The organism is Micromonospora mirobrigensis, from assembly GCF_900091555.1.
Lineage (GTDB): Bacteria > Actinomycetota > Actinomycetes > Mycobacteriales > Micromonosporaceae > Micromonospora > Micromonospora mirobrigensis.
In genome coordinates this window covers 538,949-562,883 of record NZ_FMCX01000004.1, presented here as the reverse complement: position 1 = coordinate 562,883, position 23,935 = coordinate 538,949, and the positions used below count along the sequence as shown (strand labels likewise).

Annotated in this window: 19 protein-coding genes; 14 read left to right on the top strand and 5 right to left on the bottom strand. The window is 72.5% G+C overall.

Features of this window, described 5'->3' with window-relative positions:
- The first annotated feature begins 9 nt into the window (after positions 1–9).
- The gene (locus tag GA0070564_RS17180) at positions 10–423 is read left to right on the top strand and encodes a MarR family winged helix-turn-helix transcriptional regulator (protein ID WP_091609633.1); all 414 of its coding nucleotides are present in this window, start codon (positions 10–12) and stop codon (positions 421–423) included.
- Between the two features lie 144 nt (positions 424–567).
- Here the strand turns inward: GA0070564_RS17180 and GA0070564_RS17175 are convergent, their stop codons facing one another.
- The 3 genes from GA0070564_RS17175 to GA0070564_RS17165 form a co-directional block, all read right to left on the bottom strand.
- A complete protein-coding gene (locus tag GA0070564_RS17175) occupies positions 568–813 on the bottom strand; it encodes a hypothetical protein (protein ID WP_245670076.1) in 246 nt (81 codons plus the stop codon).
- 291 nt (positions 814–1,104) lie between these two features.
- Complete coding sequence (locus GA0070564_RS17170; RefSeq protein WP_091609704.1) at positions 1,105–1,425, bottom strand: nucleoside triphosphate pyrophosphohydrolase; 321 nt, start codon at positions 1,423–1,425, stop codon at positions 1,105–1,107.
- A gap of 490 nt (positions 1,426–1,915) precedes the next feature.
- Positions 1,916–2,602 (bottom strand): GntR family transcriptional regulator, encoded by a 687-nt coding sequence (locus tag GA0070564_RS17165; protein WP_091609632.1) that lies wholly within the window; start codon positions 2,600–2,602, stop codon positions 1,916–1,918.
- 148 nt (positions 2,603–2,750) lie between these two features.
- Here GA0070564_RS17165 and GA0070564_RS17160 point away from each other — a divergent pair, with 148 nt between their 5' ends.
- From GA0070564_RS17160 to GA0070564_RS17135, 6 genes are read left to right on the top strand one after another with little or no spacing between them, the layout of a single operon-like run.
- Complete coding sequence (locus GA0070564_RS17160) at positions 2,751–3,728, top strand: aldo/keto reductase (protein WP_091609631.1); 978 nt, start codon at positions 2,751–2,753, stop codon at positions 3,726–3,728.
- The gene (locus tag GA0070564_RS17155) at positions 3,725–4,576 is read left to right on the top strand and encodes an amidohydrolase family protein (protein WP_091609630.1); all 852 of its coding nucleotides are present in this window, start codon (positions 3,725–3,727) and stop codon (positions 4,574–4,576) included. Before GA0070564_RS17160 ends, GA0070564_RS17155 begins: the two co-directional genes overlap by 4 nt.
- On the top strand, positions 4,573–5,412 hold the full coding sequence (locus tag GA0070564_RS17150; protein ID WP_091609629.1) for a fumarylacetoacetate hydrolase family protein: 840 nt from the start codon (positions 4,573–4,575) through the stop codon (positions 5,410–5,412). Before GA0070564_RS17155 ends, GA0070564_RS17150 begins: the two co-directional genes overlap by 4 nt.
- Positions 5,412–6,716, top strand: a complete 1,305-nt coding sequence (locus GA0070564_RS17145) for an enolase C-terminal domain-like protein (RefSeq protein ID WP_091609628.1) — start codon at positions 5,412–5,414, stop codon at positions 6,714–6,716. Before GA0070564_RS17150 ends, GA0070564_RS17145 begins: the two co-directional genes overlap by 1 nt.
- On the top strand, positions 6,707–8,335 hold the full coding sequence (locus GA0070564_RS17140; RefSeq protein WP_176730701.1) for an aldehyde ferredoxin oxidoreductase N-terminal domain-containing protein: 1,629 nt from the start codon (positions 6,707–6,709) through the stop codon (positions 8,333–8,335). The genes GA0070564_RS17145 and GA0070564_RS17140 overlap by 10 nt, the downstream gene beginning before the upstream one ends.
- Positions 8,325–9,080: an SDR family NAD(P)-dependent oxidoreductase gene (locus GA0070564_RS17135; protein WP_218104944.1), complete on the top strand. Its 756-nt coding sequence runs from the start codon at positions 8,325–8,327 to the stop codon at positions 9,078–9,080. Before GA0070564_RS17140 ends, GA0070564_RS17135 begins: the two co-directional genes overlap by 11 nt.
- Here the strand turns inward: GA0070564_RS17135 and GA0070564_RS17130 are convergent.
- A complete protein-coding gene (locus GA0070564_RS17130; protein WP_091609625.1) occupies positions 9,057–9,815 on the bottom strand; it encodes a FadR/GntR family transcriptional regulator in 759 nt (252 codons plus the stop codon). The two genes, GA0070564_RS17135 and GA0070564_RS17130, sit on opposite strands and share 24 nt — an antisense overlap.
- A gap of 113 nt (positions 9,816–9,928) precedes the next feature.
- Between GA0070564_RS17130 and GA0070564_RS17125 the strand changes: the two genes are divergently transcribed.
- The 4 genes from GA0070564_RS17125 (at position 9,929) to GA0070564_RS17110 (ending at position 14,275) form a co-directional block, all read left to right on the top strand.
- A complete protein-coding gene (locus tag GA0070564_RS17125) occupies positions 9,929–10,948 on the top strand; it encodes a LacI family DNA-binding transcriptional regulator (protein WP_091609624.1) in 1,020 nt (339 codons plus the stop codon).
- 254 nt (positions 10,949–11,202) lie between these two features.
- Positions 11,203–12,513: an ABC transporter substrate-binding protein gene (locus GA0070564_RS17120; protein WP_091609623.1), complete on the top strand. Its 1,311-nt coding sequence runs from the start codon at positions 11,203–11,205 to the stop codon at positions 12,511–12,513.
- Positions 12,510–13,451 carry a carbohydrate ABC transporter permease gene (locus GA0070564_RS17115; RefSeq protein ID WP_091609622.1) on the top strand — a complete coding sequence of 314 codons (942 nt, stop codon included), beginning with the start codon at positions 12,510–12,512 and terminating at the stop codon, positions 13,449–13,451. Before GA0070564_RS17120 ends, GA0070564_RS17115 begins: the two co-directional genes overlap by 4 nt.
- Complete coding sequence (locus GA0070564_RS17110; RefSeq protein WP_091609621.1) at positions 13,448–14,275, top strand: carbohydrate ABC transporter permease; 828 nt, start codon at positions 13,448–13,450, stop codon at positions 14,273–14,275. The genes GA0070564_RS17115 and GA0070564_RS17110 overlap by 4 nt, the downstream gene beginning before the upstream one ends.
- 39 nt (positions 14,276–14,314) lie before the next feature.
- Here GA0070564_RS17110 and GA0070564_RS17105 read toward each other — a convergent pair whose 3' ends face one another.
- The gene (locus tag GA0070564_RS17105; protein ID WP_091609620.1) at positions 14,315–17,701 is read right to left on the bottom strand and encodes a glycosyl hydrolase; all 3,387 of its coding nucleotides are present in this window, start codon (positions 17,699–17,701) and stop codon (positions 14,315–14,317) included.
- Positions 17,702–18,097: 396 nt separating this feature from the next.
- Here GA0070564_RS17105 and GA0070564_RS17100 point away from each other — a divergent pair, with 396 nt between their 5' ends.
- From GA0070564_RS17100 to rhaI, 3 genes are all read left to right on the top strand, one after another.
- Complete coding sequence (locus GA0070564_RS17100; RefSeq protein ID WP_176730700.1) at positions 18,098–20,359, top strand: discoidin domain-containing protein; 2,262 nt, start codon at positions 18,098–18,100, stop codon at positions 20,357–20,359.
- A 92-nt stretch (positions 20,360–20,451) separates the two neighbouring features.
- Complete coding sequence (locus GA0070564_RS17095) at positions 20,452–22,692, top strand: discoidin domain-containing protein (RefSeq protein WP_091609618.1); 2,241 nt, start codon at positions 20,452–20,454, stop codon at positions 22,690–22,692.
- Positions 22,693–22,766: 74 nt separating this feature from the next.
- Positions 22,767–23,933: an L-rhamnose isomerase gene (gene rhaI, locus GA0070564_RS17090; RefSeq protein WP_091609617.1), complete on the top strand. Its 1,167-nt coding sequence runs from the start codon at positions 22,767–22,769 to the stop codon at positions 23,931–23,933.
- Positions 23,934–23,935: the final 2 nt, after the last annotated feature.

The window sequence follows — 23,935 nt, the reverse complement described above, 5'->3', positions numbered from 1 at the left end:
GGGGGCCGCATGTCGGTCGACGGGGCGCAGCTGTGGACGCTGAACCAGCGGCTGCTGGCAGTCGTGATGGATGCCTGCACGCAGGAGCTGGCCGAGCTCGGGTTGGAGACGAAGGAGTTCTTCGTCCTGGCCGAGGCGGAGGCATCGCCGTACCCGGCCGAGATCGCGACGGCACTGCTGCTGCCCAAGGCGAGCGTGACGGTCTACGTCCGTAACCTCGTCGCCAAGGGCTTCATCCGCCGCGAGATCGACGAGGCGGACCTGCGGCGTCACCGGCTCGTACTGACCGCTGAGGGCACCGCGGCACGGGATCGTGCACTCGCCGCCCTCGCGGCGGAGTACGACCGCAGGTTGGCGAGGGTCACCCCCCAGGACCGCAACGAGCTGCACCGCATCCTTCAGGAGATGCTCTCGCCCGCATGAGTCCATGGTCACGAGCGGTCCGTCTGCCCGGTGAGCCCCTGTTCGTCAGTGCTGTGACCGCGTGGATTCGTCGCTGATCGCAGTCGAAGCGGGCGTCACCGTGCATCCAACCGTCCGGACGACCGCCCCGGCGAACCTTCCCGTTCAGAGCACTAGCCCCGTGCTGATCTCGCGCCAGTACTGCCTCACCAGGATGGTCATGGGCATCACCAGAGTGCCGCCGGTGTGGTCGAGCACCCGGCGGGCGGCCTCGACGACAAACTGCCGCCACGGCGGCCAGTGCTGGAAGTTGTCCGTCTCGGGCAGCCCCGGCGTGATGTCCATAAGTGTCTCGCCGACCTTCTCGGCGTCGATGACCCGAGAATCCGGGATCAGTTGCCGCACGAGCACGCTGGTCGTCGTCTTTCCCGCACCGTGGGGCCGTTGTTGCTTACCCGCGGACTCTGGTCGGCACCGCTCGCCGCCGTTCCCGCCCGGCCCGCGCCAGCACTCGGCCGGACGGTGGGCGGGCACCCGGGTGGGCGGAGGACGGTCGACACGAACGGCGAGGGGGTCCCGGGCCGACGGTGAAGGGCGACGCCAGGGCTCAACCACCGCTACGCCGGAATCCCCGCCAGACAAGAGTGTCGGTACGCGCCTACGGTTCCGCCGTGCACCGGGACCGGCGCCGAGCCCCACCGATCAGCGGTTGCCGAGCCAGATGAGCCGGTCGGTGAACCCGCCGCGATCTTCCCGCTTCTCGTGGGCGATCCGCAGCAGATCGTCCACTCCGTACCCCAGCGCGGCAGCGGCGGCGAAGCAGACCTCGACGATGTCGGCCAACTCGACGACCTCTCGGCTTGCCCGGAACTCGTCGACCTCCTCGCCGAGTTTCGCCTCGAGGTAGCGAAGGTAGGTCTCGCCGCAGACAACCTCGACGATGGGGCTCGACCCGTGCCGTTCGATGACGGCGGGAATGCGATCTCGTATCAGCTTGCCGGGTAGTGCCGGTTGGTTCGCCACGAGCGACAAGCCTAGCGCTGGCCAGCACGAGGGCCACGGCGAACCGCCCGGGACATCCGACGCCACGATCAGGCTCGACGACGACCGTCATCGGCCGTGATCGCAGCGTCCGACCTCAACACGGCCACCACGCTGCGCCGGTTCCGGGTGCAGGGCTGACCGTCGAGAAGCGGGGGATCCCGGCCACTGGACACCATTTCGGACCGCCGCCTCGCGCCCCGCTCAGTTCGCGGATCGCCTCGCGGTGCCGGTGAGATCGTGGAGACGTTCCAAGTACCGCCGCTCGGCGACGGCCGGCGCCCAGCCCTCGACCCGTACGTCGAGCGGCGTCAGCTCCTCCACGTAGTCAGACCACGGGCGCGGTGACGGACCGAGTAACGCCATCCGCTCATCCAACAAGATCCGGTTGTCTGGTGGGACGCGAGTGTCAAGGATCTCCCGTGAGAGGACACAGCCGGCTGCCGGTTGAGTGGTGGGATCTGCGTGAGGGTTACCGATCGAAGGCGGGCAGGTGGCGCTCCCGTGCCGCGGTGAGGTGGGCGCGCATCGCGGCGGTGGCGGCGGCGGGCTCGCCGGCGACGATGGCCGCGGCGACGCGCTGGTGCTCGGCATGGGTCTGTGCGGCGGTGGCCGCCGGGAAGTAGAGCCGGTGCAGATGCAGGTGTGAGTGCAGCCGGGTGATCGAGTCGCGCAGCAGCGGGCTGCCCGCGGCCGTGGCGACGAGGTCGTGGAACTGGGCGTCCAACGCGGTGAATGTGGCGTGCCGCCGGTACTCCACGCCGGCGTCGACCCCCTCGGTCGCGGCTGCCTCGGTGGCGATCCGTTGGCGATCGGCGGACGAGGCGTGGGCCGCTGCTCGGGCGGCCGCCTCCCCCTCCAGCAGTAGCCGCATGTCGAAGAGGTCGTCCAGCTCCGCGCGGGTGAGCAGTGGCGTGGTGGTGTAGCCGGAGAGCGCACGCTTGCGGACCAGGCCGTCGGATTCGAGGCGGGCCAGCGCCTCGCGGACCGGGGTGGGGGAGACGTCGAGGTCGCGGGCCAGCGCGTCGATGTTGACCCGTTCGTCCGGAGGCAGGGAGTGGGTCATCACCAGTCCCTTGATGGATTCGTACACGTCGTCGGCGAGAGTGAGCCGCCGGACGGGGCGGGCCCGTGCTCCCGGTGACGTCGGCTGTGGCATCCCGGCCCTCCTCGGCTCTTGACGCTGTCGGTGCGGACGGGTAAACACTAGCAAGCTGAAAATATCCTATAGGAAATATGACCCGTGGGGGTGTGATGTGTCGAAGCCACGCTCCGGCCCTGTCCGGTCGGCCGCGCACGCCGGTCGGATGAGAGCCACCGAGACCGTTCACCTGCGCGACACCGGCGTCACGGTGACCCGGCTCGGGCTGGGCCTCGCCCCGATCGGCGGGCTCTTCACCGCGGTCGGCGACCAGGTCGCCCGAGCGACCGTCGAGGCGGCCTGGGACCTGGGGCTGCGGTACTTCGACACCGCTCCGCTGTACGGCAGCGGGCTGTCCGAACGGCGGGCCGGGGCGGTGCTGGCCGAAAAACCTCGGGACGAGTTCACCCTGTCCACGAAGGTGGGCCGGCTGCTCGTGCCCGGGGGCGCCGACCGGCAGGAGTTCTGGGCCGAGTCCGGCGACCTCACGCCGGCCTTCGACTTCTCCGCCGACGGAGTTCGCCGCTCGCACGCCGAGAGCCTGGTTCGACTCGGCCTGGACCGCATCGACATCGCGCACATCCATGATCCCGACGACCATCTCGTCGAGGCGATCGCGGGGGCGTACCCGGAGCTGGCCCGGCTGCGCGCGGCCGGCGAGATCGGCGCCGTCAGCGCCGGGATGAACCAGGCCCCCGCGCTGGTGCGGTTGGCCCAGGCCGGTGACTTCGACTGCTTCATGCTCGCCGGCCGTTACACCCTGCTCGACCAGTCGGGCCTGGCGGAGTTGCTGCCACTGTGCCACCGGCGCGGCATCTCGATCATCGCGGCCGGCGTCTACAACTCCGGGCTGCTGGCGGACCCGAAGCCGGGGGCGCGGTACGACTACGCTCCGGCCGACCCGGGCCTGGTCGAGCGGGCCCGGGCGATCCGCGCGGTCTGCGACCGGCACGGCGTGCCGCTGCGGGCCGCCGCGATCCAGTTCCCGCTCGGGCACCCGGCGGTCGCCAGCGTCGTCGTCGGAGCCCGGGATCCGCAGCAGATCGCCGACAACGCCGCCATGTTCGAGTGGGACGTCCCGGGTGCGCTCTGGGCCGACCTGAAGCGGGCCGGCCTGCTGGCGGACGAGGTGCCCACCCCGTGATCGTGGACGCGCACCACCACCTCTGGACCGCCGCTAGCACCCCGTGGCTCGCCGCGCCGGAGCAGGCCCCGATCCGCCGCGACTACCACCTCGCCGACCTCGTACCCCGACTGGACCTGGCCGGCGTGACCGCGACCGTGCTGGTCGAGGCCGGTCGCTGCGACCGGGCGGAGGCCGCCGAGCTGCTCGCGATCGCCGCCGGCACCCCGCGGATCGCCGGGGTGGTGGCGTGGGTGTCGCTCACCGATCCCGATGTGGCGGCCACTCTCGACGGGCTCGGCGCGCTGCCCGGCGCCCGGAAACTCGTCGGCCTGCGGGATCAGGTCCAGGCGGTGACCGACCCGGCGTACCTGGCCCGACCCGACGTGCGGTCGGCGCTGGCCACGATCGGCGCGGCCGGCCTCGTGTATGACCTGGTCGTCCAGGTCGGACAACTACCCGCCGTCGGCGAGGCGGCGCGGGCCACCCCGGCCACCACGATGGTCCTCGACCATCTCGGCAAACCCCGGATCGCCGACGGCGCCACCGGTCTGGCGCAGTGGCGGGCCGCGGTGACTCCGCTGGCCCGCTGCGCCAACGTCGTGGCGAAACTCTCCGGGCTGCTCACCGAGGCCGGACCCGGCTGGGATACCGCACGCATCCGGCCGTACGTCGACGTGGCGCTGGAGCTGTTCGGCCCGCAGCGGCTGATGGCCGGCTCGGACTGGCCGGTGTGCGAGCTGGTCGCCTCGTACGCCGAAGCCTGGGCGGTCCTGCACGACTGCCTGGCCGCACTCTCGGCCGACGAGCGGGCGGCCATTCTCGCCGGCACCGCCGTGCGTACCTATCGTCTGGAGGTTGGTTCATGAGGTTGATGCGTGTCGGACCGGTGGGGCGGGAGCGGCCCGTACGGCTCACCGGCGGGCGGTATCACGACCTGTCCCCGGTCACCACCGACATCGACGGCGGATTCCTCGCCGACGACGGCATCCGCCGGGCCCGGGAGGCGACCGGCCTGCCCGAGGTGGACATCACCGGCCAGCGGATCGGCGCGCCGATCGCCCGGCCGGGGGTGATCGTCTGCATCGGGCAGAACTACGCCGCGCACGCCGCCGAATCCGGTGCCGCGCCACCCGAGCATCCGATCGTCTTCTACAAGGCACCCAACACCGTCGTCGGGCCCGACGACGACGTGCTCGTCCCGCGCGGCGCCGGCCGGGTCGACTGGGAGGTGGAGCTCGCGGTGGTGATCGGTCGCCGGGCCCGCTACCTGGCCTCACCCCGGGAGGCGCTCGGGCACGTCGCCGGATACCTGCTCTCCAACGACCTGTCCGAGCGGGACTTCCAGCTCACCGTCTCCGGTGGGCAGTGGTCGAAGGGGAAGTCGTGTGAGACGTTCCAGCCGCTCGGACCGTGGCTGCTGCCCGCCGAGGAGGTCGGCGATCCGCAGGCGCTGCGACTGCGCTCCTGGGTCAACGGCGAACCCCGGCAGGACTCGTCCACCGCGGACATGGTCTTCGACGTGGCGTACCTGGTCTGGCACCTGTCCCAGTTCACCGTCCTGGAGCCGGGCGACCTGATCAACACCGGCACGCCGGAGGGGGTGGCGCTGTCCGGGCGCTTCCCGTACCTCGCCGCCGGGGACGTGGTGGAGGTCGAGATCGACGGACTCGGCCGGCAACGCAGCACGATGAGGAGCGCCTGATGGCCCGGATCACCGCCGTGGACACGTACGACGTGCGGTTCCCCACCTCGCGGGAGCTGGACGGCTCCGACGCGATGAACCCGGATCCGGACTACTCCGCCGCGTACCTGGTGCTGCGCACCGACGACGGCCCGGACGGGCACGGCTTCACCTTCACCATCGGCCGCGGTAACGACATCTGCCGGGTGGCGATCGACGCCCTGGCGTCGTTCGTGGTCGGTCTCGATCCGGACACCGTGGACCTGGGCGACTTCGCCCGGTCGCTCACCCACGACTCGCAGCTGCGCTGGCTCGGCCCGGAGAAGGGCGTGGTGCACCTGGCCGCCGGGGCCGTCATCAACGCGATGTGGGACCTGGTCGCCAAGCGCGCCGGCAAGCCGGTCTGGCGCTACCTCGCCGAGCTGACCCCGGAGCGGATCGTCGACCTGGTCGACTGGCGCTACCTGACCGACGCCCTCACGCCGGCCGAGGCGCTGCGGATGTTGCGCGCCGCCGAGCCCGGCCGCGCGGACCGCACCGCGGAGCTGGTCGCGCGCGGCTATCCGGCGTACACCACCACGCCGGGCTGGCTCGGGTACGACGACGAGAAGCTGGTCCGGCTCGCCGAGCAGGCGGTCGCGGACGGGTTCACCCAGATCAAGTTGAAGGTCGGCGCTGACCGGGCGGACGACGTGCGGCGGCTGCGGCTGGCCCGCGCCGCCGTCGGGCCGGACGTCCGGATCGCGGTCGACGCCAACCAGCGGTGGGACGTGCCGGACGCCGTGGCGTGGATGACCGAGCTGGCGCCGTACGACCCGTGGTGGATCGAGGAGCCCACCTGCCCGGACGACGTCCTCGGGCACGCCGCGATCCGTGCCGCGTTGGCCACCGCCGCGCCGTCGGGCGGCCGGATCCGGGTGGCCACCGGCGAGCACGTGCAGAACCGGGTGGTGTTCAAGCAACTGCTCCAGGCCGGGGCGGTGGACGTCGTGCAGATCGACGCCGCCCGGGTGGGCGGGGTGAACGAGAACGTGGCGATCCTGCTGCTGGCCGCCCGGTACGGGATCCCGGTCTGCCCGCACGCCGGCGGCGTCGGCCTCTGCGAGCTGGTCCAGCACCTGTCGATGTTCGACTTCGTGGCGGTCTCCGGCAGCATCCGCGACCGGTCGATCGAGTACGTGGACCACCTGCACGAGCACTTCCGCACCCCGGTGGTGCTGCGCGACGCCCACTACCGGGCACCGGAGGCACCGGGATTCTCGGCCGAGATGCACCCGGACACCCTCACCCGCTACTCCTATCCGGACGGCCCGGCGTGGGCCTGACCGAGCCCGGCCCGCCCGGCCCGAAACCGGTCACCCTCCGCCGGGCCGGCGTGGGGCCGGAAGGCCCCGGTATCGGGCTGCTCGACGTCGACCTCGCCACCGGTGTGGTGACGACCTGGCCCGCGGTGGAGTTCGGTGGGCCGGTCGCCGCCCTCTGGCTGGTGCTGGCGGCCCTGCCCGGCGACCCTCCGACCGACGACGCGGCCCGCCGCGCCCTGGCCGCCGAGCTGCCGACCGCGCTGGTCGCCTCGACCGTGGCCGGCGTGGCCGCGCCCGGACTGGCCCGGGTCGCCGCGGTCGGGGTGTCACCGCTCTCCGGTGGCGTCGCGGAGACCCGGGCGGAGGGCCCTTTCGCCGCCGGCCTACGCGCCGCCGGCTGCACCGGCCTGGTGCTGCGCGGCCGGGCCGACCGACCGGTGTACGTCCTGGTCACCGAGGGCGGCGCCAGCCTGCACGACGCCGGCGACCTCTGGAGCCTGGACACCTGGGAGGCCACCGCGGCGCTGCGCGAGCGGCACGGCCCGACCGCCGCCGTGGCGGTGGCCGGACCGGCCGGCGAGCGGGGCGTGCCGTACGCCTCGGTGGTGACCTGCGGTCAGCACCCGCTGCCCCGACTCGGGTTCGGGGCGGTCTGGGGCGCCAAGTTCGTCAAGGCGGTGGTCTGCGTCGGCACGGCCCGGCCGCCCGTGGCGGACCCGGCGGCGCTGGCGGAGATCGGCCGGTGGTACGCCCGGCGGTCCGCCACCAGCCCGCTCACCACCTGGCAGCGCACCTCGCCGGGCTTCGGGGTCTGGCCGGCGGTCGGTCCCGCGGCCACGATGGATCCACCCCCGGCACCGGACGGGGTGGCACCCTGCCCCGGCTGCCCGACGGACTGCGTCAAGACCTTCGCCGGGGCCGGGCTGCACCAGGAGGCGCTCGCCGCGCTCGGTCGGGACCTGGGCAGCCGGGACACCGCCGCCGCCCTGGAACTCAACGCGCGGTGCCTGCGCGAGGGCGTCGACCCGGTCTCGTACGCGGAGGCGCTGCGGGCGGCCGGCCGCCGCCCGTTCGACGGCGGCGAGTGGCCGGCACCCGGCCCGGACACCGTCAAGTCGGTGGCGCTACCCCCGTTCGACCCGCGGGAGCAGCCCAACCTGGGCCTCGGCTACGCGGTCGCCCCGTTCGGTCCCCGGTACGACGTCTGCGAGCACGACGTGGACTTCGATCCGGTTGCCGGCCTGCCGCACGCGTTCCCGGAGGTGCGCCGGCTGGGCGTCTGGGTGCCCCGGCCGGTCGGCGAGATCGACGTGCAACGCACCGCGGTGCTGATGGCGCTCTGGTCCGGCCTGGACGCGCTCGGCGTGTGCGTCTTCGCCGCCACCCCCACCCGGCCGCTCACCCTGGAACGGGTGGGTGACCTGGTGGCCGCGGTGACGGGGGAGCGGCCGGACGTCCTGGCGCTGGGCTACCGACGGCTACAGATCATGGCCGAGATCAACCAGCGGTTGGGGGTGCCGGCCAGCGCCGACACCCTGCCGGACCGCTACTTCGACACCCTGGACCGGGACCGCTTCGCCGTGGCGGTGCGCCGGCTCCGACAACTGCTGGGCTGGGAGGGGAACGCTGATGAGATGTGACGGTCTGGTCGCCGTGGTGACCGGAGGTGGCTCGGGGATCGGCCGGGCCTGCACGGAGGCGCTGCTGGCCGCGGGCGCTCGGGTGGGGGTGCTCGACCTCGACCCCTCCGGCGCCCCGGAGGATCCCGGGGTGCGCCCGGTACGGGCCGACGTGGCCGACCGGGCCTCCCTCGCCGCCGCCGTGGCGGAGGTCGTGGCGGCGTTCGGAGGTCTGGACATCCTGGTCAACAACGCGGGCATCTCCGCGGTCGGGACGGTGGAGGAGAACGACGACGCGCAGTGGGCGCGGGTGCTGGACGTGAACGTCACCGGGGTGGCCCGCACCAGCGCGGTGGCGCTGCCGTACCTGCGCCGGTCGTCGTCCGCCGCCGTCGTCAACGTCTCGTCCATCGCGGCCGGGGCCGGTCTGCCCCGGCGGGCCCTGTACTCCGCGTCCAAGGGCGCGGTGCACGCGCTCACCCTGGCGATGGCCGCCGACCTGGTCGCCGAGGGGATCCGGGTCAACTGTGTCGCCCCGGGCACGGTGGACACCCCCTGGGTGGCCCGGCTGCTCGCCGACGCGCCGGACCCGGCGGCGGAACGGCGTCGGCTCGCCGCCCGACAGCCCACCGGGCGGCTGGTCGGCGCGGCGGAGGTGGCCGCGGCGGTGTGCTACCTGGCGTCCCCGGCGGCCGCGGCGGTCACCGGCACCTCGCTGGCGGTGGACGGGGGGATGGCCGGCCTACGGCTGCCGGCCCGCGGCTGACCGGTCGGAGCCGATCCGGGCCGGGCGGACGGCCGGGGGCCGCCGGGGTGCCGGGGCGGGCGGGTCACCGGCCGCGCGCAGCCAGCGGGTGACGTTGGCGATGTGCACGGTGGCCCAGGCCCGGGCGGTCTCCGCGTCGTGCGTGGCCAGCGCGTCGAGAATGCTGCGGTGCTCGTCCACCGTGCGGGCCACCGCATCCTGCTGGGTGACACCGCGCCAGATCCGCGCCCGGACCGTCGGCCCCGAGATGCTGTCCAGCAGGGAGCAGAGCAGCGGCACGCCGGAGGCCGCGGCGATCCGCCGGTGGAACTCCAGGTCGTTGGCGACCAGCTCTTCGACGCTCGGCGCCGGCCCGAGCCGGTCCAGCAGGGCGTGCAGCTCCGCCAGCGCGTCCTCGTCGACCCGGCCGGCGGCCATCGCGGTGGCGGCCGGCTCGAGGATCGCGCGGACCTGGAAGGCCTGCATGATGGTGTCGTCCTGGTGCAGGTCGAGCACGAACGCGACCGCCTCCATCAGCACGTCGGGCGCGAGGCTGGAGACGTACGTGCCGTCGCCCTGCCGTACGGTCAGGATGTTCAGCACCGACAGGGCGCGTACCGCCTCGCGCAGTGAGTTGCGGGACAGGCCGAGCTGGGCGGCCAGATCCGCCTCCCGGGGCAGCCGGTCGCCCGGCCGCAGCCGCCCGGAGACGATCATCTGCCGGATCCGGTCGATCGCCTCGTCGGTGACCGCCATGTCTGCACCTCCAGAGGTCCGATGACTGTCAGTATGCGCTGCCCGGACCGCCTGCCGTCGCCCGGTAGCCTGGGGGCCGGGTCACAGCGGGCTGACAGGTTGAGGGTGGGCGGATGGCGGCGGTGAGTGTCCGGGAGGTCGCCCAGCGGGCCGGGGTGTCGCTCGGCACGGTGAGCAACGTGCTCAACCGCCCCGAGTCGGTGGCCCCGCCCACCCGGCGACGGGTGCTCGACGCGATCGCCGAGCTCGGGTTCGTCCGCAACGACTCGGCGCGCCAGCTGCGGGCCGGCCGCAGTCGCACCATCGCGATCGTGGTGCTGGACATGGCCAACCCCTTCTTCACCGACGTCGCCCGCGGGGCGGAGACGGTCGTGGACGCGGCCGACGGCATGCTGGTGCTGTGCAACAGCGGTGAGGACCCGCGACGCGAGCTGCGGCACCTGGAGCTGCTGGAGGAGCAGCGGGTGCGCGGGGTGCTGCTCACCCCGGTGGGCGACGAGCCGTCACCGGCCGTCGAGCGGCTGATCGCCCGGGGCATTCCGGTGGTGCTGGTGGACCGCGGGGCCAAGCTCGCCGACCGCTGCTCGGTGGCGGTCGACGACGTCCAGGGTGGTCGGTTGGTGCTGCGGCACCTCGTCGCGCAGGGGCACCGGCGGGTGGCGTACGTGGGTGGGCCGTTCGGCATCCGCCAGGTGGCCGAGCGGCACCGGGGGGCGGTGGCCGCGATCGACGAGGCCGGCGCCCCGGTCGAGCTGCGGGTGGTGGCCACCGGCCGGTTGTCCGTCGCGGCCGGGCGGGACGCCGCGGCGGAACTGATCGGCACGCCGGCCGGACAGCGCCCGACCGCGGTCTTCTGCGCCAACGACCTGATCGCGCTCGGCGTCCTGCAGAAGCTCACCGAGCACGGTCTGCGGGTGCCCGACGACGTGGCCATCGTGGGCTACGACGACATCGACTTCGCCGCGGCGGCGGCGGTGCCGCTCTCCTCGGTCCGCCAGCCGCGCGAGCGGTTGGGTCGCACGGCGGCCGAGCTGCTGCTGGCCGAGGCCGACGAGGAGGCCGGTCACGAGCACCGGCACGTGCTCTTCCAGCCCGAACTGGTGGTCCGCCGCTCCAGCGGAGCGCCGGACTGACCGGACCGTCTCGTGGGGAGACCCTTGCCAACGTCACGGGGGCCTGGTAGACATCCGATGATTGAGGACGGTGTAGCGCCGTCCGGTCCGGAGAGGGGTTGTCGGATGGCCCGGTCCGGATCAGCTGTACCGCCGAAGGCGGCCCGCCCTCCGTCGCCTGCGGGGGGCCTGCGGCGGGTGTTCTCCGCCTTCTGCCGGCCAACGATTGAAACGTTACAAAGCCGCTTCCCCACCAACCTCTCGAAGGACTGACCATGACCACGTTGACACGGCGTGCCCTGCTGGGCGGCCTCCTCGCCGGCTCCCTCGTGCTCTCCGGCTGCAGCGGTGCCGACTCCGGTCCCGCCGCAGCGGTTCCCACCGGGGCCGCCGCCGACAACGCCGAGGCCCAGCAGCCCGCGACGATCAGTTTCCTCGCCTTCCAGAGTCCCAACCTGCCGGCCAGCTTCTGGCAGGCGCAGGTCAAGGAGATCCAGAAGACCTACCCGAAGCTCAAGGTGGAGCTGCTGTACACCCCCGGCCTGGACCGCCAGGGTTACGCCAAGCAACTGCTCACCACCGGCAACCTCCCGGACGTCATCTGGGACGTGCCGCTGGCCGACTTCGTCAAGGCCAACGCCCTGCTGCCGTACAGCGACGCCGACCTGGCCACCATCGACGCGCCGCCCAGCGCCGGACTGGTGGACGGCAAGCACTACAGCCTGACCAACGGGGCGCAGACCATCCCGATGCTCTACTACAACAAGAAGGAGCTCGACGCGCTCGGCATCGCGCCGCCCAAGACCTGGCAGGACCTGCTCACCGCGTCCGCCAAGATCAAGGCCGCGGGCAAGACGCCGATCCTCGCCGGTGGCGCCTCCGACGCCTGGGCCTCCACGATCCTGCTCGACGGGATCGTCGACACCGACGTCTACGCGGCCAAGCCCGACTGGATGACGCAGCGCAAGCAGGGCAAGGTCAAGTTCAGCGATCCGGACATGGTCGCCGCCGTGCGCAAGTGGCAGGACCTGATCAAGGCCGGGTATGTCAACCAGGACGCACTGAGCCTCAACTACAGCCAGCTCCAGGCCAAGTTCACCGGCGGCGGCGGCGTCTTCTACCCGATGGGGAGCTGGGCCGGCGCCACCAAGGCGAACTTCGAGATCGGCGTCGTGCCGCTGCCCACCGCCGACGGCAAGGCCGTGATCAGCAAGAACTTCGGCCAGGCACTGTACGTCTCGGCCAAGACCAAGTATCCGGCGCAGGCCCGTGCCTTCGCCGTCGCCATGGCCACCACCCCCGGCGCGGTGACCGCCCAGATGAAGACCGACAGCCTCATCCCGGTGGCGAAGGGCTTCACCCCGCCGTCCGACGTCCCGCCGCTGATCCGGCAGACTGTCGATGTCTACAACACCCCCGGCGCCACCGCCACCCTGCCGTTCGGGTGGGAGGCCGGTGACCAGGCGGCACCGTCGGGCTTCGTCGACGAGTGGAACTCCGGCGCCCAGAGGCTGTACGCCGGCGGCAGCGTCGAGCAGTTCCTCAAGGAGATGGACCAGAAGTTCGAGGACCTGAACCAGGGATGACCGCGCTGTCCACCAGGGAACGGCGGGCCGGCTCTGCCCCTCACCGGGCGAGCCGGCCCCAGCGGCCGACCCGCCGACGTCCACGCCTGCTGCCGTTCGCCGTACCGGCGACGGCGATCTACCTGCTGATGGTCCTGATCCCGATGGTCCTCAGCTTCTACTACTCGTTCACCGACCGGAGCCTGCTCTATCCCGGTGCGGACTTCGTCGGGGTGGACAACTACCGCCGGCTCCTGACCGACCCGGCCTTCCTGCGGCCCTTCGGGTTCACCACCGTGCTCACCATCGCCATGCTGGTGCTGCCGAACGCCGCTGGTCTGGCCGTGGCGATGCTGCTCGACCGGGTCGGCCGGTTCGTCTTCGCGTTGCGGCTGGTGTTCTTCGTGCCCGCCGTGCTCAGTGGGGTGATCGTCGCCTTCCTGTGGTCGACCATCCTGACCGACGACGGACTGCTCAACCACCTGCTCGGCACCGTCGGGCTGGACGGACTGCGCACCAGTTGGCTCGGCCAGCCCCGCTCGGCGCAGACCTCGGTCGTCCTGGTGTCGGCCTGGCAGGCCGTCGCGCTCTGCGTGGTGGTCTACCTGGCCGGCCTGCAGACCATTCCGCGCGAGCTGTACGACGCCGCCCGCATCGACGGCGCCGGGGCGTGGCAGGCGTTCCGGCGGGTCACCTGGCCGCTGCTGGCGCCCGCCCTGACCATCAACTCCACCCTGCTGCTGATCAACGGCTTCAAGACGTACGACATCCCGGTCGTGCTCAACGGCACCGGCCCGGCCGGCGCCACCCGCACCATCGCCACCGAGGTGATCCGGGTCGGTTTCACGGTCAACCGGGCGGGACTGGCCTCGGCGATGGCCGTGGTGATGCTCGTCGTCGTCGGGGCGATCGCCGCGATCACGCTCAAGCTGCTGCAACGACGGGAGGTGTCGTCGTGACGAACCGGATCCGACCGGTCCGCGCGGTGGTGGCCACGGCCGCCGCCGCCGTGTTCGGGCTGCCGCTCTATCTGTGTCTGGTCAACGTGTTCAAGCGCAACGAGCAGATCACCGCGGCGCCCGCCGCCCTGCCGGCACCGATCACCCTGGGCAACCTCGGCCGGGTGCTGACCCGTCCCGACCACCTGTTCTGGGACAGCCTGTTGCACAGCGTGCTCATCGTCGTACCGGTGCTGGTCTGCACGATCGTGCTCGGCTCGATGCTCGGCTACTACCTGGGCCGGGAGCAGGGCACCGCGGTACGGCTGCTGCAGGGTCTGCTGCTGATCGGGCTGATGCTGCCCTTCCAGGTGCTGCTGCTGCCGCTGTCGGTGCTGCTGCGCAGCGTCGAGCTGCAGGGCTCCTACCTCGGCCTGGTGCTGTTCAACATCGGCTACTACGTGCCGTTCGCCGGTTTCGTGTACGGGCGGTTCATGAAGACCGTGCCGCGCGAGCTCGACGAGGCCGCCGAGGTCGACGGGGCCGGGCGGCTGCGTACCTTCGCGCAGATCATCGTGCCGCTGCTGCGGCCGGTGACGGCGAGCGCCGCCATCTTCATCGGGGTGTGGGTGTGGAACGACTTCCTCAACCCGCTGGTCATCCTCGGTCCCGCCGGTGGCACCACCGTCACCACCGGGATCTACAACGCCATCGGCCAGTACAACACCGACTTCGGCAGCATGTTCGCGTTGATGCTGCTGGCCGCCCTGCCGGTGCTGGCGTTCTTCCTGGCGCTGCAGGACCGCTTCGTCAGCGGCCTCACCGCCGGAGCGACGAAGGGCTGAGCGGGGCGGCCACCGGCCGCCCCGCTCAGCGCACCACCGTCAGCGCGTCCGCACCAGGGCCGCGCCGGTGAACCCGCCGCCGGGCGCCTGCATCCGGGCGTACGGCGACGGGTAGCGGGCGTAATGGTTGGCGAGGGTGTTCGCCGCCTCCACCTCGAGCACGGCGCCGGTCCGCCCGGCGAACCGGGTCAGGTCCACCTCGTACGGCGGCACCAGGGCGACCCCGGCCGGTACCCCGTCCACGGTGACCCGGGCCGAACCGACCAGCCCGTCCAGCCGCAGGGCCAGCCGTCGCGCGGCCGGCATGTCGACGACCCGGCGGTACCGCACCACCCCGGAGAAGTCCGACAACCCCCACGCTGGCCAGGGGGCCAGCGGCACCGTCGCGGGGGCGGTGTGCCAGCGCAGCGGCCCGGCCAGCACTCCCGCCCCGGGCCGGCCGGGCGTCGCGGCGAACCGCAGGACCAGCTCGGCCGGGCGGTCCACGGGCAGCCAGCCCAGGTCGTCGCCGCCGACGGCCAGCGGTTCGCCGTCGAGTGTCGCCGCCGTCACCGGGGACCAGGCGGCAAGGCTCACCCCGGTGGCGCCCGCCGGTACGGTCACCCGGATCCGCGTCGCGGTGGGCCGGCCCGGCACCGGGTCGAAGAGCAGTGCCGACCGGGGCCCGTCCCACCAGCGCAGTCGGGTCGCCGGGCCGGAGGCCGGCCGGGGCAGCTCACCGGGCGCGGCCACCGCGAGCAGCGCGCGGGTGGGCTGGTCGGCGCACCGGGTGAGCTTCAGCAGCACCGGGTTGGCGCCGGCGGTCAGCCGGCACGGGTGGGCGGTCGGGGCGACCGACAGGTCCCGCAGCTGCCAGGGCGGGAAGAACACCGCTGCCGTCGCGGGCGCCGGTTCCGCCACCTGCCGGCCGGCGACCCAGACCGTGTGCGCCGCGCGGCTGCCCACCACCACCTGAGCGGGTGTGTCGACGGTCGAGTGGACGGTGCTCCAGAAGTAGTACACCCCGTCGCCGTCCGGGTCGAGCGCGGCCGGGTCGAGGAAGTGCTCCGGCACGCCCTTGAGCCCGTGCGGGCCGGTCATCCGGTCGGCCAGCAGCGGATCACCGGTGACGCCGTGTGCCAGGGAGAAGTCGTATGGGCGCCAGCCGTCCGCCGGGTCGACGGTGCGGGTCGCCGGCAGGGTGGCGTCCAGCTCGGCCGCCCGGTCGGCACCCATGGGCCCCAGCACCCAGAACCGGTGGCCGTCGCCGACCGACGCCGGGCGCCACCGGCCGTCGTCCCCGGCCACCTCGACGTGCCACGTCTGCACGCCCAGCTCCCGCCGGTCGTCGGTCAGGTCGCCGTGGCTGTTGTCCAGCACCGGCACCGGTTCCACGGTCCAGCCGGCGTCGAGGTGGGTCACGACGGGCGGCGCGGTCGGCGCCGCCGCGCAGGGCGCGTCGGCCGCCTGCTGCGCGGCGCAGACCAGCAGCGCCTCGCCGGGCGCCAGGTCGACATCGAGCCGGCGTACGCCCTGGCCCTCGATCCGGTCCGCCTCGGCAGCCAGCGGGGAGACCGCGCCGGTCCAGGGGTCCCACCGGTGCAGCGGTCGGTCGACCCGCAGCCGGCAGCGGGCGGACAGCGGTGCGTCCGTCACGTTGACGAGCAGGTACAGGTCGGCGTCGGGCAGCCGCCGGTGGGTGACCGCGATCCCGTCGACGTCGCAGTGGAAGTCCGGTACGGACAGTGACCGCAGTTCCCGGGTGACGTCCGCCGGGGCCACCCGGCGCGTGCCCGCCGGCAGCGTCACCGGGCCGTCCTCGGTGTGCACCGGCTCGGCGCCGGCGACCAGCACCACACCGCCGTCCTCGGCGAAGCCGGTGAGCCGGCGGGCGGTGTCCCGACGCAGCGCCCGCAGGGCCGGTACGACCACCGCCCGGTAGCCGGTGAGGTCGACCGCGGGGTCACCGACGTCGAGCAGGTCCGCGTCGATCCCGCTCACGGCCAGGGTGGCCAGCAGGTCCCGGGCCAGTTCGGGGGCCTCGGACGCCTCCCCGGTGAGGTCGAGGTCCTGGGTCGGGTCGACGATCGCCACGTCGCAGACGTGCCGGCCGGCCCGCAGCACGGTGCTCAGTCGGGCGACCGCCTGCCACATGACTCCCGCGTCGCGCCACCAGGGTTGCCGGTGGTGGAAGTCCGGCGCGGCCCACTCCCACCAGCCCCCGGCGGTGCTCAGGTAGAGGCCGTGCAGGGCCACGTGGTTGGCGCCGTACGCGAAACCGTGGTGCAGCCCGGCGACGATGTCGGCCGGCCGGACGCCCCAACCGCTGCCGTAGAAGGCCTCGTTGAACACCAGCGGCCGCTGGTAGGCGTGCGCGATGGACGCGCTGACCTTGAACGCGGCCACCTGGCGCGGGCCGGTGAGGTCGGGGTCGTCATTGCCCGGACCGTGGTACCAGCGCATGGTGCGCAGGAAGTCGCCGTAGTGCCGCCGGCCCTGCCGCAGGTCGCCGCGGCTGAGCTGGTCCATCGCCAGGGTGGTGCCGTGCCGTTCGTGCCAGTCGAACACCGGCCGGAAGTAGTGGCGCTCCAGCAGGTCCACCACCACGTCCCGGTACGCGGCCCGGAACGCGTACGTGCGCGGCCCGTGGTCCCGCCAGAGCGCGGGTAACCAGACGGTCGGGTCGAACTCGTGCTCCTCGGCCAGCCGCAGGGCCACCAGGTCGTTCCACATCGGCATGGTGACGGCCAGGTCCAGCTCATCCTGGAAGAACGTGGTGAACGACCGGCCGAGCCGGTCGCCGAGCTCGCTGGCGAACGGCTCGTAGAGGGCGTCGACGACGGCCCGGCCGGAGTCCGGGTGCAGCGGGTCGAACGCGGTCTCCCGGTGCCGCAGCCGGGGCGACTCGCGCAGGACCGCGGAGAGGCCCCAACTGCCCTCCGGGACCGTCCAGGTCAGCTCCCCGTCGGCGAGGCGAACCTCGGCCGGCCGATGTCCGCCGCCCTCGGTCGGGTACGCGAGGGCGGTCACCAGCTCGCCGGTGGTCGGGGTGGTCCACCGCGCCGGTCCCCGTACCTCGGCGGTCAGCTCGCGCAGCGAGCCGGGCCGCAGGCCGGACGTGCGAGGGCCGACGGCGTGCAGGGTCTCGCCGATGATGTTGTAGTCCTGGAAGCCGACGGTCAGCTCCCGGCGGGCGCTCTCGTCGACGAACCAGCGCAGCAGGTCCCACCAGTCGGCGCTGAACGGGGTGGGGGCGCCGGCGTCCACCGAGGCGTCCGGGTGGTGGCTGTAGCCGACGATGGTGCCGCCCAGGCCCGACCCGGCGAGCTGGTCCAGGTGCCAGCCCAACCGCTCGGCGTCGACGTCGCCGCCGCTCCACCAGAACAGCGGGGTGGGACGGGCGGACGGCGGTGGATTCCGGAAGTCGCTCAGGACGTCGTCGAGCATGCGTGATCCTCTGTGCGGTGAGCCGGTCGGTGGTGGCCGGGTCGGGGAAGGTGGCGGGACGGGGGAGCGCCGGCAGCGGGGATTGTCGACGGCGTCCGGGGCGGCTCGGTGGGGACCGCCCGTTGCCTACCCGCCCATCATGCAGATTGATCGGATGTCTTGTCGAGGCTTGGATACTTCCCGGCCGTCGACGCGTCATCCATAGGGGCTTGACAACAGCGAAGCCGCGCCGCAGGCTGAGCTTCGCCGCCACATCCTCGGACAGATCCGATGTCTCGACCCTTGCGGCAATCCGTGTTCCAGCCAGTCCGGAGGATGCCCGCCACGTCAATGAAACGTTTCATCCCTGCTCGGCCCGGAGTTCCGTCCCATCTCCGCCCCCGAAGGAGCGCACTCATGCGCAGACTGTGGTCCACCCTCGCCACGCTGACCCTCGCCGCCGCCGCGGCGCTGGTCGTCGTGCCGCCCCCACCCGCCGTCGCCGCCCCCGTGCACACCGAGACCAACACCTTCTTCACCAGCAGGTACGGCCTGTTCGTGCACTACGTCCCCGGCCTGACCGTGAACAGCTCCGGCGTGGTGGTCAACGACGTCAACCAGCTCGCCGACAGCTTCGACGCTGCCGGTTTCGCCAACGACGTGGCCTCGTTCGGCGTCGAGTACGTCATGTTCACCGCCTGGCACAAGAACATGATCCCGCTCTACCCCAGCGCCAAGATGGCCCAGTGGCGCGGGCCCGGCAAGTCGTCCAACCGGGACGTGCTCGGTGACATGATCGACGCCGTGCGGGCCAAGGGCATCCCGGTGCTCTTCTACACCCACCCGCGCGACGGCCACGACATGGACAACGCCGACATGATCGCCACCGGCTGGGGCGACGGCGGGGCGGCCTACCGGCCCAACCCCAACCCCGCCACCTTCGACAGGACCAAGTGGAACAACTTCGTCAACGACATCTACGCCGAGATGCTCGACCGCTACGCCACCCGGATCAGCGGCCTCTACTTCGACCATCCTGACACCAACGTGGTGGACTACCGCCGGCTGGAGAGCACCGTGCGCTCGCACGGCGGCAACCTCGTCACGATGCAGAACTACTACGGCAACGTGATGACCTCGCAGGTCGCCGACAAGGAGTACGGCGGCGGCGGCGAGTTCGCCTCCACCGACGGCAACACCTGGCCGGCGTACCGCACCGAGGTCGTCTCCTCCGTGATGGGCGGCCAGTGGTGGGCCAAGCTGGGAACGGCGTCGACCACGCCCGGGGCGCGGTTCTCCGCAGAGTCGCTCTTCCGGTACACCGTGCTGCAGGCCGGGACGAACACGGTCGGCGGCGGTGTCAAGTGGGCCGCCGGCCCGTACGCCGGCGGGGGTTGGGAGAACGGCGTGGCCAGCACGATGCGCAAGGTGAACTCCTACCTCGCCCCGGTGGCCCGGTCGGTGAAGAACACCTTCCCCAGTGAGTCGTGGCCGACGGCCGACCGGGCGACGATCAACAGCCTGGCCTGGGGGGTGGCGACCCGTTCGCCGGACGCCACCCACACCTACGTCCACGTGCTCAAGCCGCCGACCGGCAGCACGCTCAACCTGCCGGTGCCGGCGGACGGCCGGCGGTTCGCCAACGCGGCGCTGCTCGCCGACGGGCGGGCGGTGACGCTCACCCAGGACACCGCCGGCGTGCACCTCACCCTGCCCGCCGGGGCCGTCTGGAGCAGCGTCGACACGGTGCTCGACCTGACCTCCGCGACCCTCGCCACCGGACGTATCGTGACCGCGTCCAGCTCGGCGGAGGACGCCAGCTGGGGGCGCGGCAAGGTGGTCGACGGCCGGACCGCCTCGGTGCCCGGCTCGTTCGGCTGGTCCAGCGCGTCCTCGGAGTTCGTCAACCACACCGAGTCGGTGACCGTCGACCTCGGTGCCGCCACCCGGGTGGGCGAGGTGGTGCTCAGCCCGCGCTCCGACGGCGCGAACACCGGCTACGGCTTTCCCGTCGACTTCACCGTGCAGACCTCCACCGACGGCGCCACCTGGACCACCCGGGTGTCCCGCACCGGGTACGCCCGGCCCGACGCCTCGGGGCAGCCGTTCACCTTCACCCCGACGACCGCCCGGTACGTCCGCGTCACCGGCACCAACCTGCGGGCCAACCCGGCCGACTACAACCGGTACCGGATGCAGTTCGCCGAGATCGGGGTGGCCGACACCCCGGTGACCGGGGTCCGGACGCTGCTCAACCAGTCGCACCGGCGGCTGTTGCAGGGCACCGGTGACCCCTACCCCGGCCGTACCGGCACCACCACCGTCGCCGGCACCCCGGCCAGCAGCCCGAACACCGAGGACGACTGGACGGTGCAGGACGCCGGCGGCGGCTACCTGCGGCTGGTCAACTCCACCGGCCGCGTCCTCACCGGTACCGCGGATCCGTACCAGGGCCGAACGGACGTCAGTCAGGTCGCCGAGGGGCCGGCCGGCGGCGGCGACGATCAGCTCTGGCAGCTGCGGGACGCCGGTGGCGGCTGGTACACGCTGGTCAACAAGCGTTACGACCGGCAGCTGCACCTGACCGCCGACCAGTACCTGACCCGGGTCGACGTCAACCAGGTCGTCATGGTCCCCACCAGCTGGGACACCCCCGAACAGCGCTGGTCCATCCGCTGAGTGCACCCGTCGGCGGTCCGGGACGCCCCCGGACCGCCGACCAGGGCCCGCGCCGGTTCCCGTTCCCGTCTCCGTCCCCAGGGAGTGCGCTGATGCGCAGACTGTGGTCCACCCTCACGACGCTGACCCTCGCCGCCGCCGCCGCGGCGCTGGTCGTCGTGCCGCCCCCGCCCGCCGTCGCGGCCCCCGTGCACGCCGAGACCAACACCTTCTTCACCAGTAGGTACGGCCTGTTCGTGCACTACGTGCCCGGCCTGACCGTGGACAGCTCCGGCGTGGTGGTCAACGACGTCAACCAGCTCGCCGACAGCTTCGACGCTGCCGGTTTCGCCAACGACGTGGCCTCGTTCGGGGTCGAGTACGTCATGTTCACCGCCTGGCACAAGGCCATGATCCCGCTCTACCCGAGCGCCAAGATGGCCCAGTGGCGTGGGCCCGGCAAGTCGTCCAACCGGGACGTGCTCGGCGACATGATCGACGCGGTGCGGGCCAAGGGCATCCCGGTGCTCTTCTACACCCATCCCAACGACGGCCACGACATGAGCAACGACGACATGATCGCCACCGGCTGGGGTGACGGTGGGGGCGGTGCGTTCGGCGGCACCCCGAACCCGGCCACGTTCGACAAGGCCCGGTGGAACAACTTCGTCAACGACATCTACGCCGAGATGCTCGACCGCTACGCCACCCGGATCAGCGGCCTCTACTTCGACGCCGCCCGGCCGAACGTGACGGATTACCGGCGGTTGGAGCGGACCGTGCGCTCGCACGGCGGCAACCTCGTCACGATGCAGAACTACTACGGCAACGTGGTGACCACGCAGCTCGGCGACAAGGAGAACCCCGCATTCGTCCCCGCCGAGGGCGACACCTGGCCGGCGTACGCGACGCAGGTCGTCTCCGAGGTGGTCGGCGGCGGGTGGTGGGCCAAGCAGAAGTCGGGGAACCCCGCAGTGCGGCTACCCGCCGAGGCCGTCTTCCGGTACACGGTGTTGCAGGCCGGCACGAACACGGTCGGCGGCGGCGTGAAGTGGGCCGCCGGCCCGTACGCCGGTGGTGGCTGGGAGACGGGCGTGGCACCCATGTTGCGTCAGGTGAACGCCTACCTGGCCCCGGTCACGCGTTCGGTGAAGAACACGTTCCCGAGCGAGTCGTGGCCGACCGCCGACCAGGCGACCATCGACAGCCTGTCCTGGGGGGTGGCCACCCGGTCGCCGGACGCCACCCACACCTACGTGCACGTGCTCAAGCCGCCCACCGGCGCGACGCTGAACCTGCCGGCGCCGGCGGACGGCAGGCGGTTCGCGAACGCCGCGCTGCTGGTCGACGGGCGCCCGGTGGCGCTCACCCAGGACGCCGCCGGCGTACACCTGACCCTGCCGGCCGGGGCCGCCTGGAGCAGCGTCGACACGGTGCTCGACCTGACCACGGCGACCCTCGCCACCGGACGCGCGGTAAGCGCGACCAGCTCCGTGGAGGACGGCACCTGGGGTCTCGCCCGGGCGGTCGACGGCCGGACCGGCCCACAGGGCTGGTCCAGCGAGTCCTCGCTCTTCACCAACCATGCCGAGTCGGTGACCGTGGACCTGGGCGCCCCGGCCGGGGTCAGTGAGGTGGTGCTCAGTCCCCGCACGGACGGCGTGAACACCGGCTACGGCTTCCCCGTGGACCTCACCGTGCAGACCTCCACCGACAGGGTGACCTGGACGACCCGGGTGTCCCGGGCCGGCCTTCCCCGGCCGGGTGCGGAGGGTACGGCACTCACCTTCACCCAGGCGACCGCCCGGTACGTCCGCGTCACGGGCACCAGCCTGCGGGCCAACCCGAACGACGGTGGTCGCTACCGGATGCAGTTCGCCGAGATCGGGGTGGCCGCCGCGCCGGTGAGCGGGAGCCGGACGCTGGTCAACCAGTCCCACCGTCGTCTGCTGCAGGACACCGGGGAGAGCTACCTGGGCCTTCCCGGTGTCACTGCGGTGGCCGGCACGCCGGCGACCAGCCCGAACTCCGCCCAGAACTGGACGGTGCAGGACGCCGGCGGCGGTTACCTGCGGCTGGTCAACGCCACCGGCCGCGTCCTCACCGGCACCGGGGACCCGTATCAGGGCCGCACGGACGTCAACCGGGTCGCCGAGGGCCCGGCCACCGGCGCCGACGACCAGCTCTGGCAGCTGCGTGACGCCGGTGGCGGCTGGTACACGCTGGTCAACAAGCGGTACGACCGCCAGCTGCACCTCACTGCCGACCAGTACCTCGACCGCGTCGACGTCAACCAGGTCGCCCTGGTGCCGACCAGCTGGAACACCGCCGAACAGCGCTGGTCCATCCGCTGAGTGAACCCGTCGGCGGTCCGGGACGCCCCCGGACCGCCGACGGACGCCCACCCCCTGCGACAGAGGAAAAGATCATGAGCCTTTCCACCGGCGCCCTCGACGACCTCGCCGACTTCTCCATCGAGGTGCCCAGCTGGGCGTACGGCAACTCGGGCACCCGGTTCAAGGTCTTCACCACCCCCGGCGTGCCGCGCGACCCGTACGAGAAGCTCGCCGACGCCGCCCAGGTGCACCGGTTCACCGGCCTGGCCCCCCGGGTCTCCCTGCACCTGCCCTGGGACGAGGTGGCGGATCCGGCCAAGCTCGGCGCGTACGCCCAGGACCTGGGCCTGCGCATCGGCGCGGTCAACTCCAACCTGTTCCAGGACGACGACTACCGGCTCGGCTCGCTGGCCCACCCCGACGCCCGGGTCCGGGACAAGGCCGTGGCCCACCACCTGCACTGCCTCGACGTCATGCGCGCCACCGGCTCGACCGACCTGAAGATCTGGCTGCCCGACGGGACCAACTACCCGGGCCAGGACTCGCTGCGCGCCCGGCAGGACCGGCTGGCCGACTCCCTGCGCCGGGTCTACGCCGCGATGGACGACACGCAGCGGCTGCTGCTGGAGTACAAGTTCTTCGAACCGTCCTTCTACAGCATGGACGTGCCGGACTGGGGCACCGCCCTGCTGCACTGCCTCGACCTGGGCGAGCGGGCCCAGGTGGTGCTGGACACCGGCCACCACGCCCCGGGCACGAACATCGAGTTCATCGTCATGCAGCTGCTGCGCCGCGGCCGGCTCGGCGCCTTCGACCTCAACTCCCGCTTCTACGCCGACGACGACCTCATCGTGGGCGCCGCCGACCCGTTCCAGCTGTTCCGGATCCTGGTGGAGATCGTCGCGGTCCGGGCGCACCGGCCCGACTCGGGGGTCAACTTCATGCTCGACCAGTGCCACAACATCGAGGAGAAGATCCCCGGCCAGATCCGCTCGGTGCTCAACGTCGAGCAGGCGCTGGCCAAGGCGCTGCTCGTCGACGCCGACGCGCTGGCCGAGGCCCGACAGCGCGGTGACGTGCTGGGCGCGAACGCCGTGCTGATGGACGCGTACGACACCGACGTGCGGGCCACCCTCGCCGACCGCCGGGAGGCCCGCGGCCTGCCCCGCGACCCGATCGCCGCCTTCGCCGCCTCCGGGTACGCCGCCGAGGTCGCCGCCGGCCGGACCGGCGGCACCCAGGCCGGCTGGGGTGCCTGAAA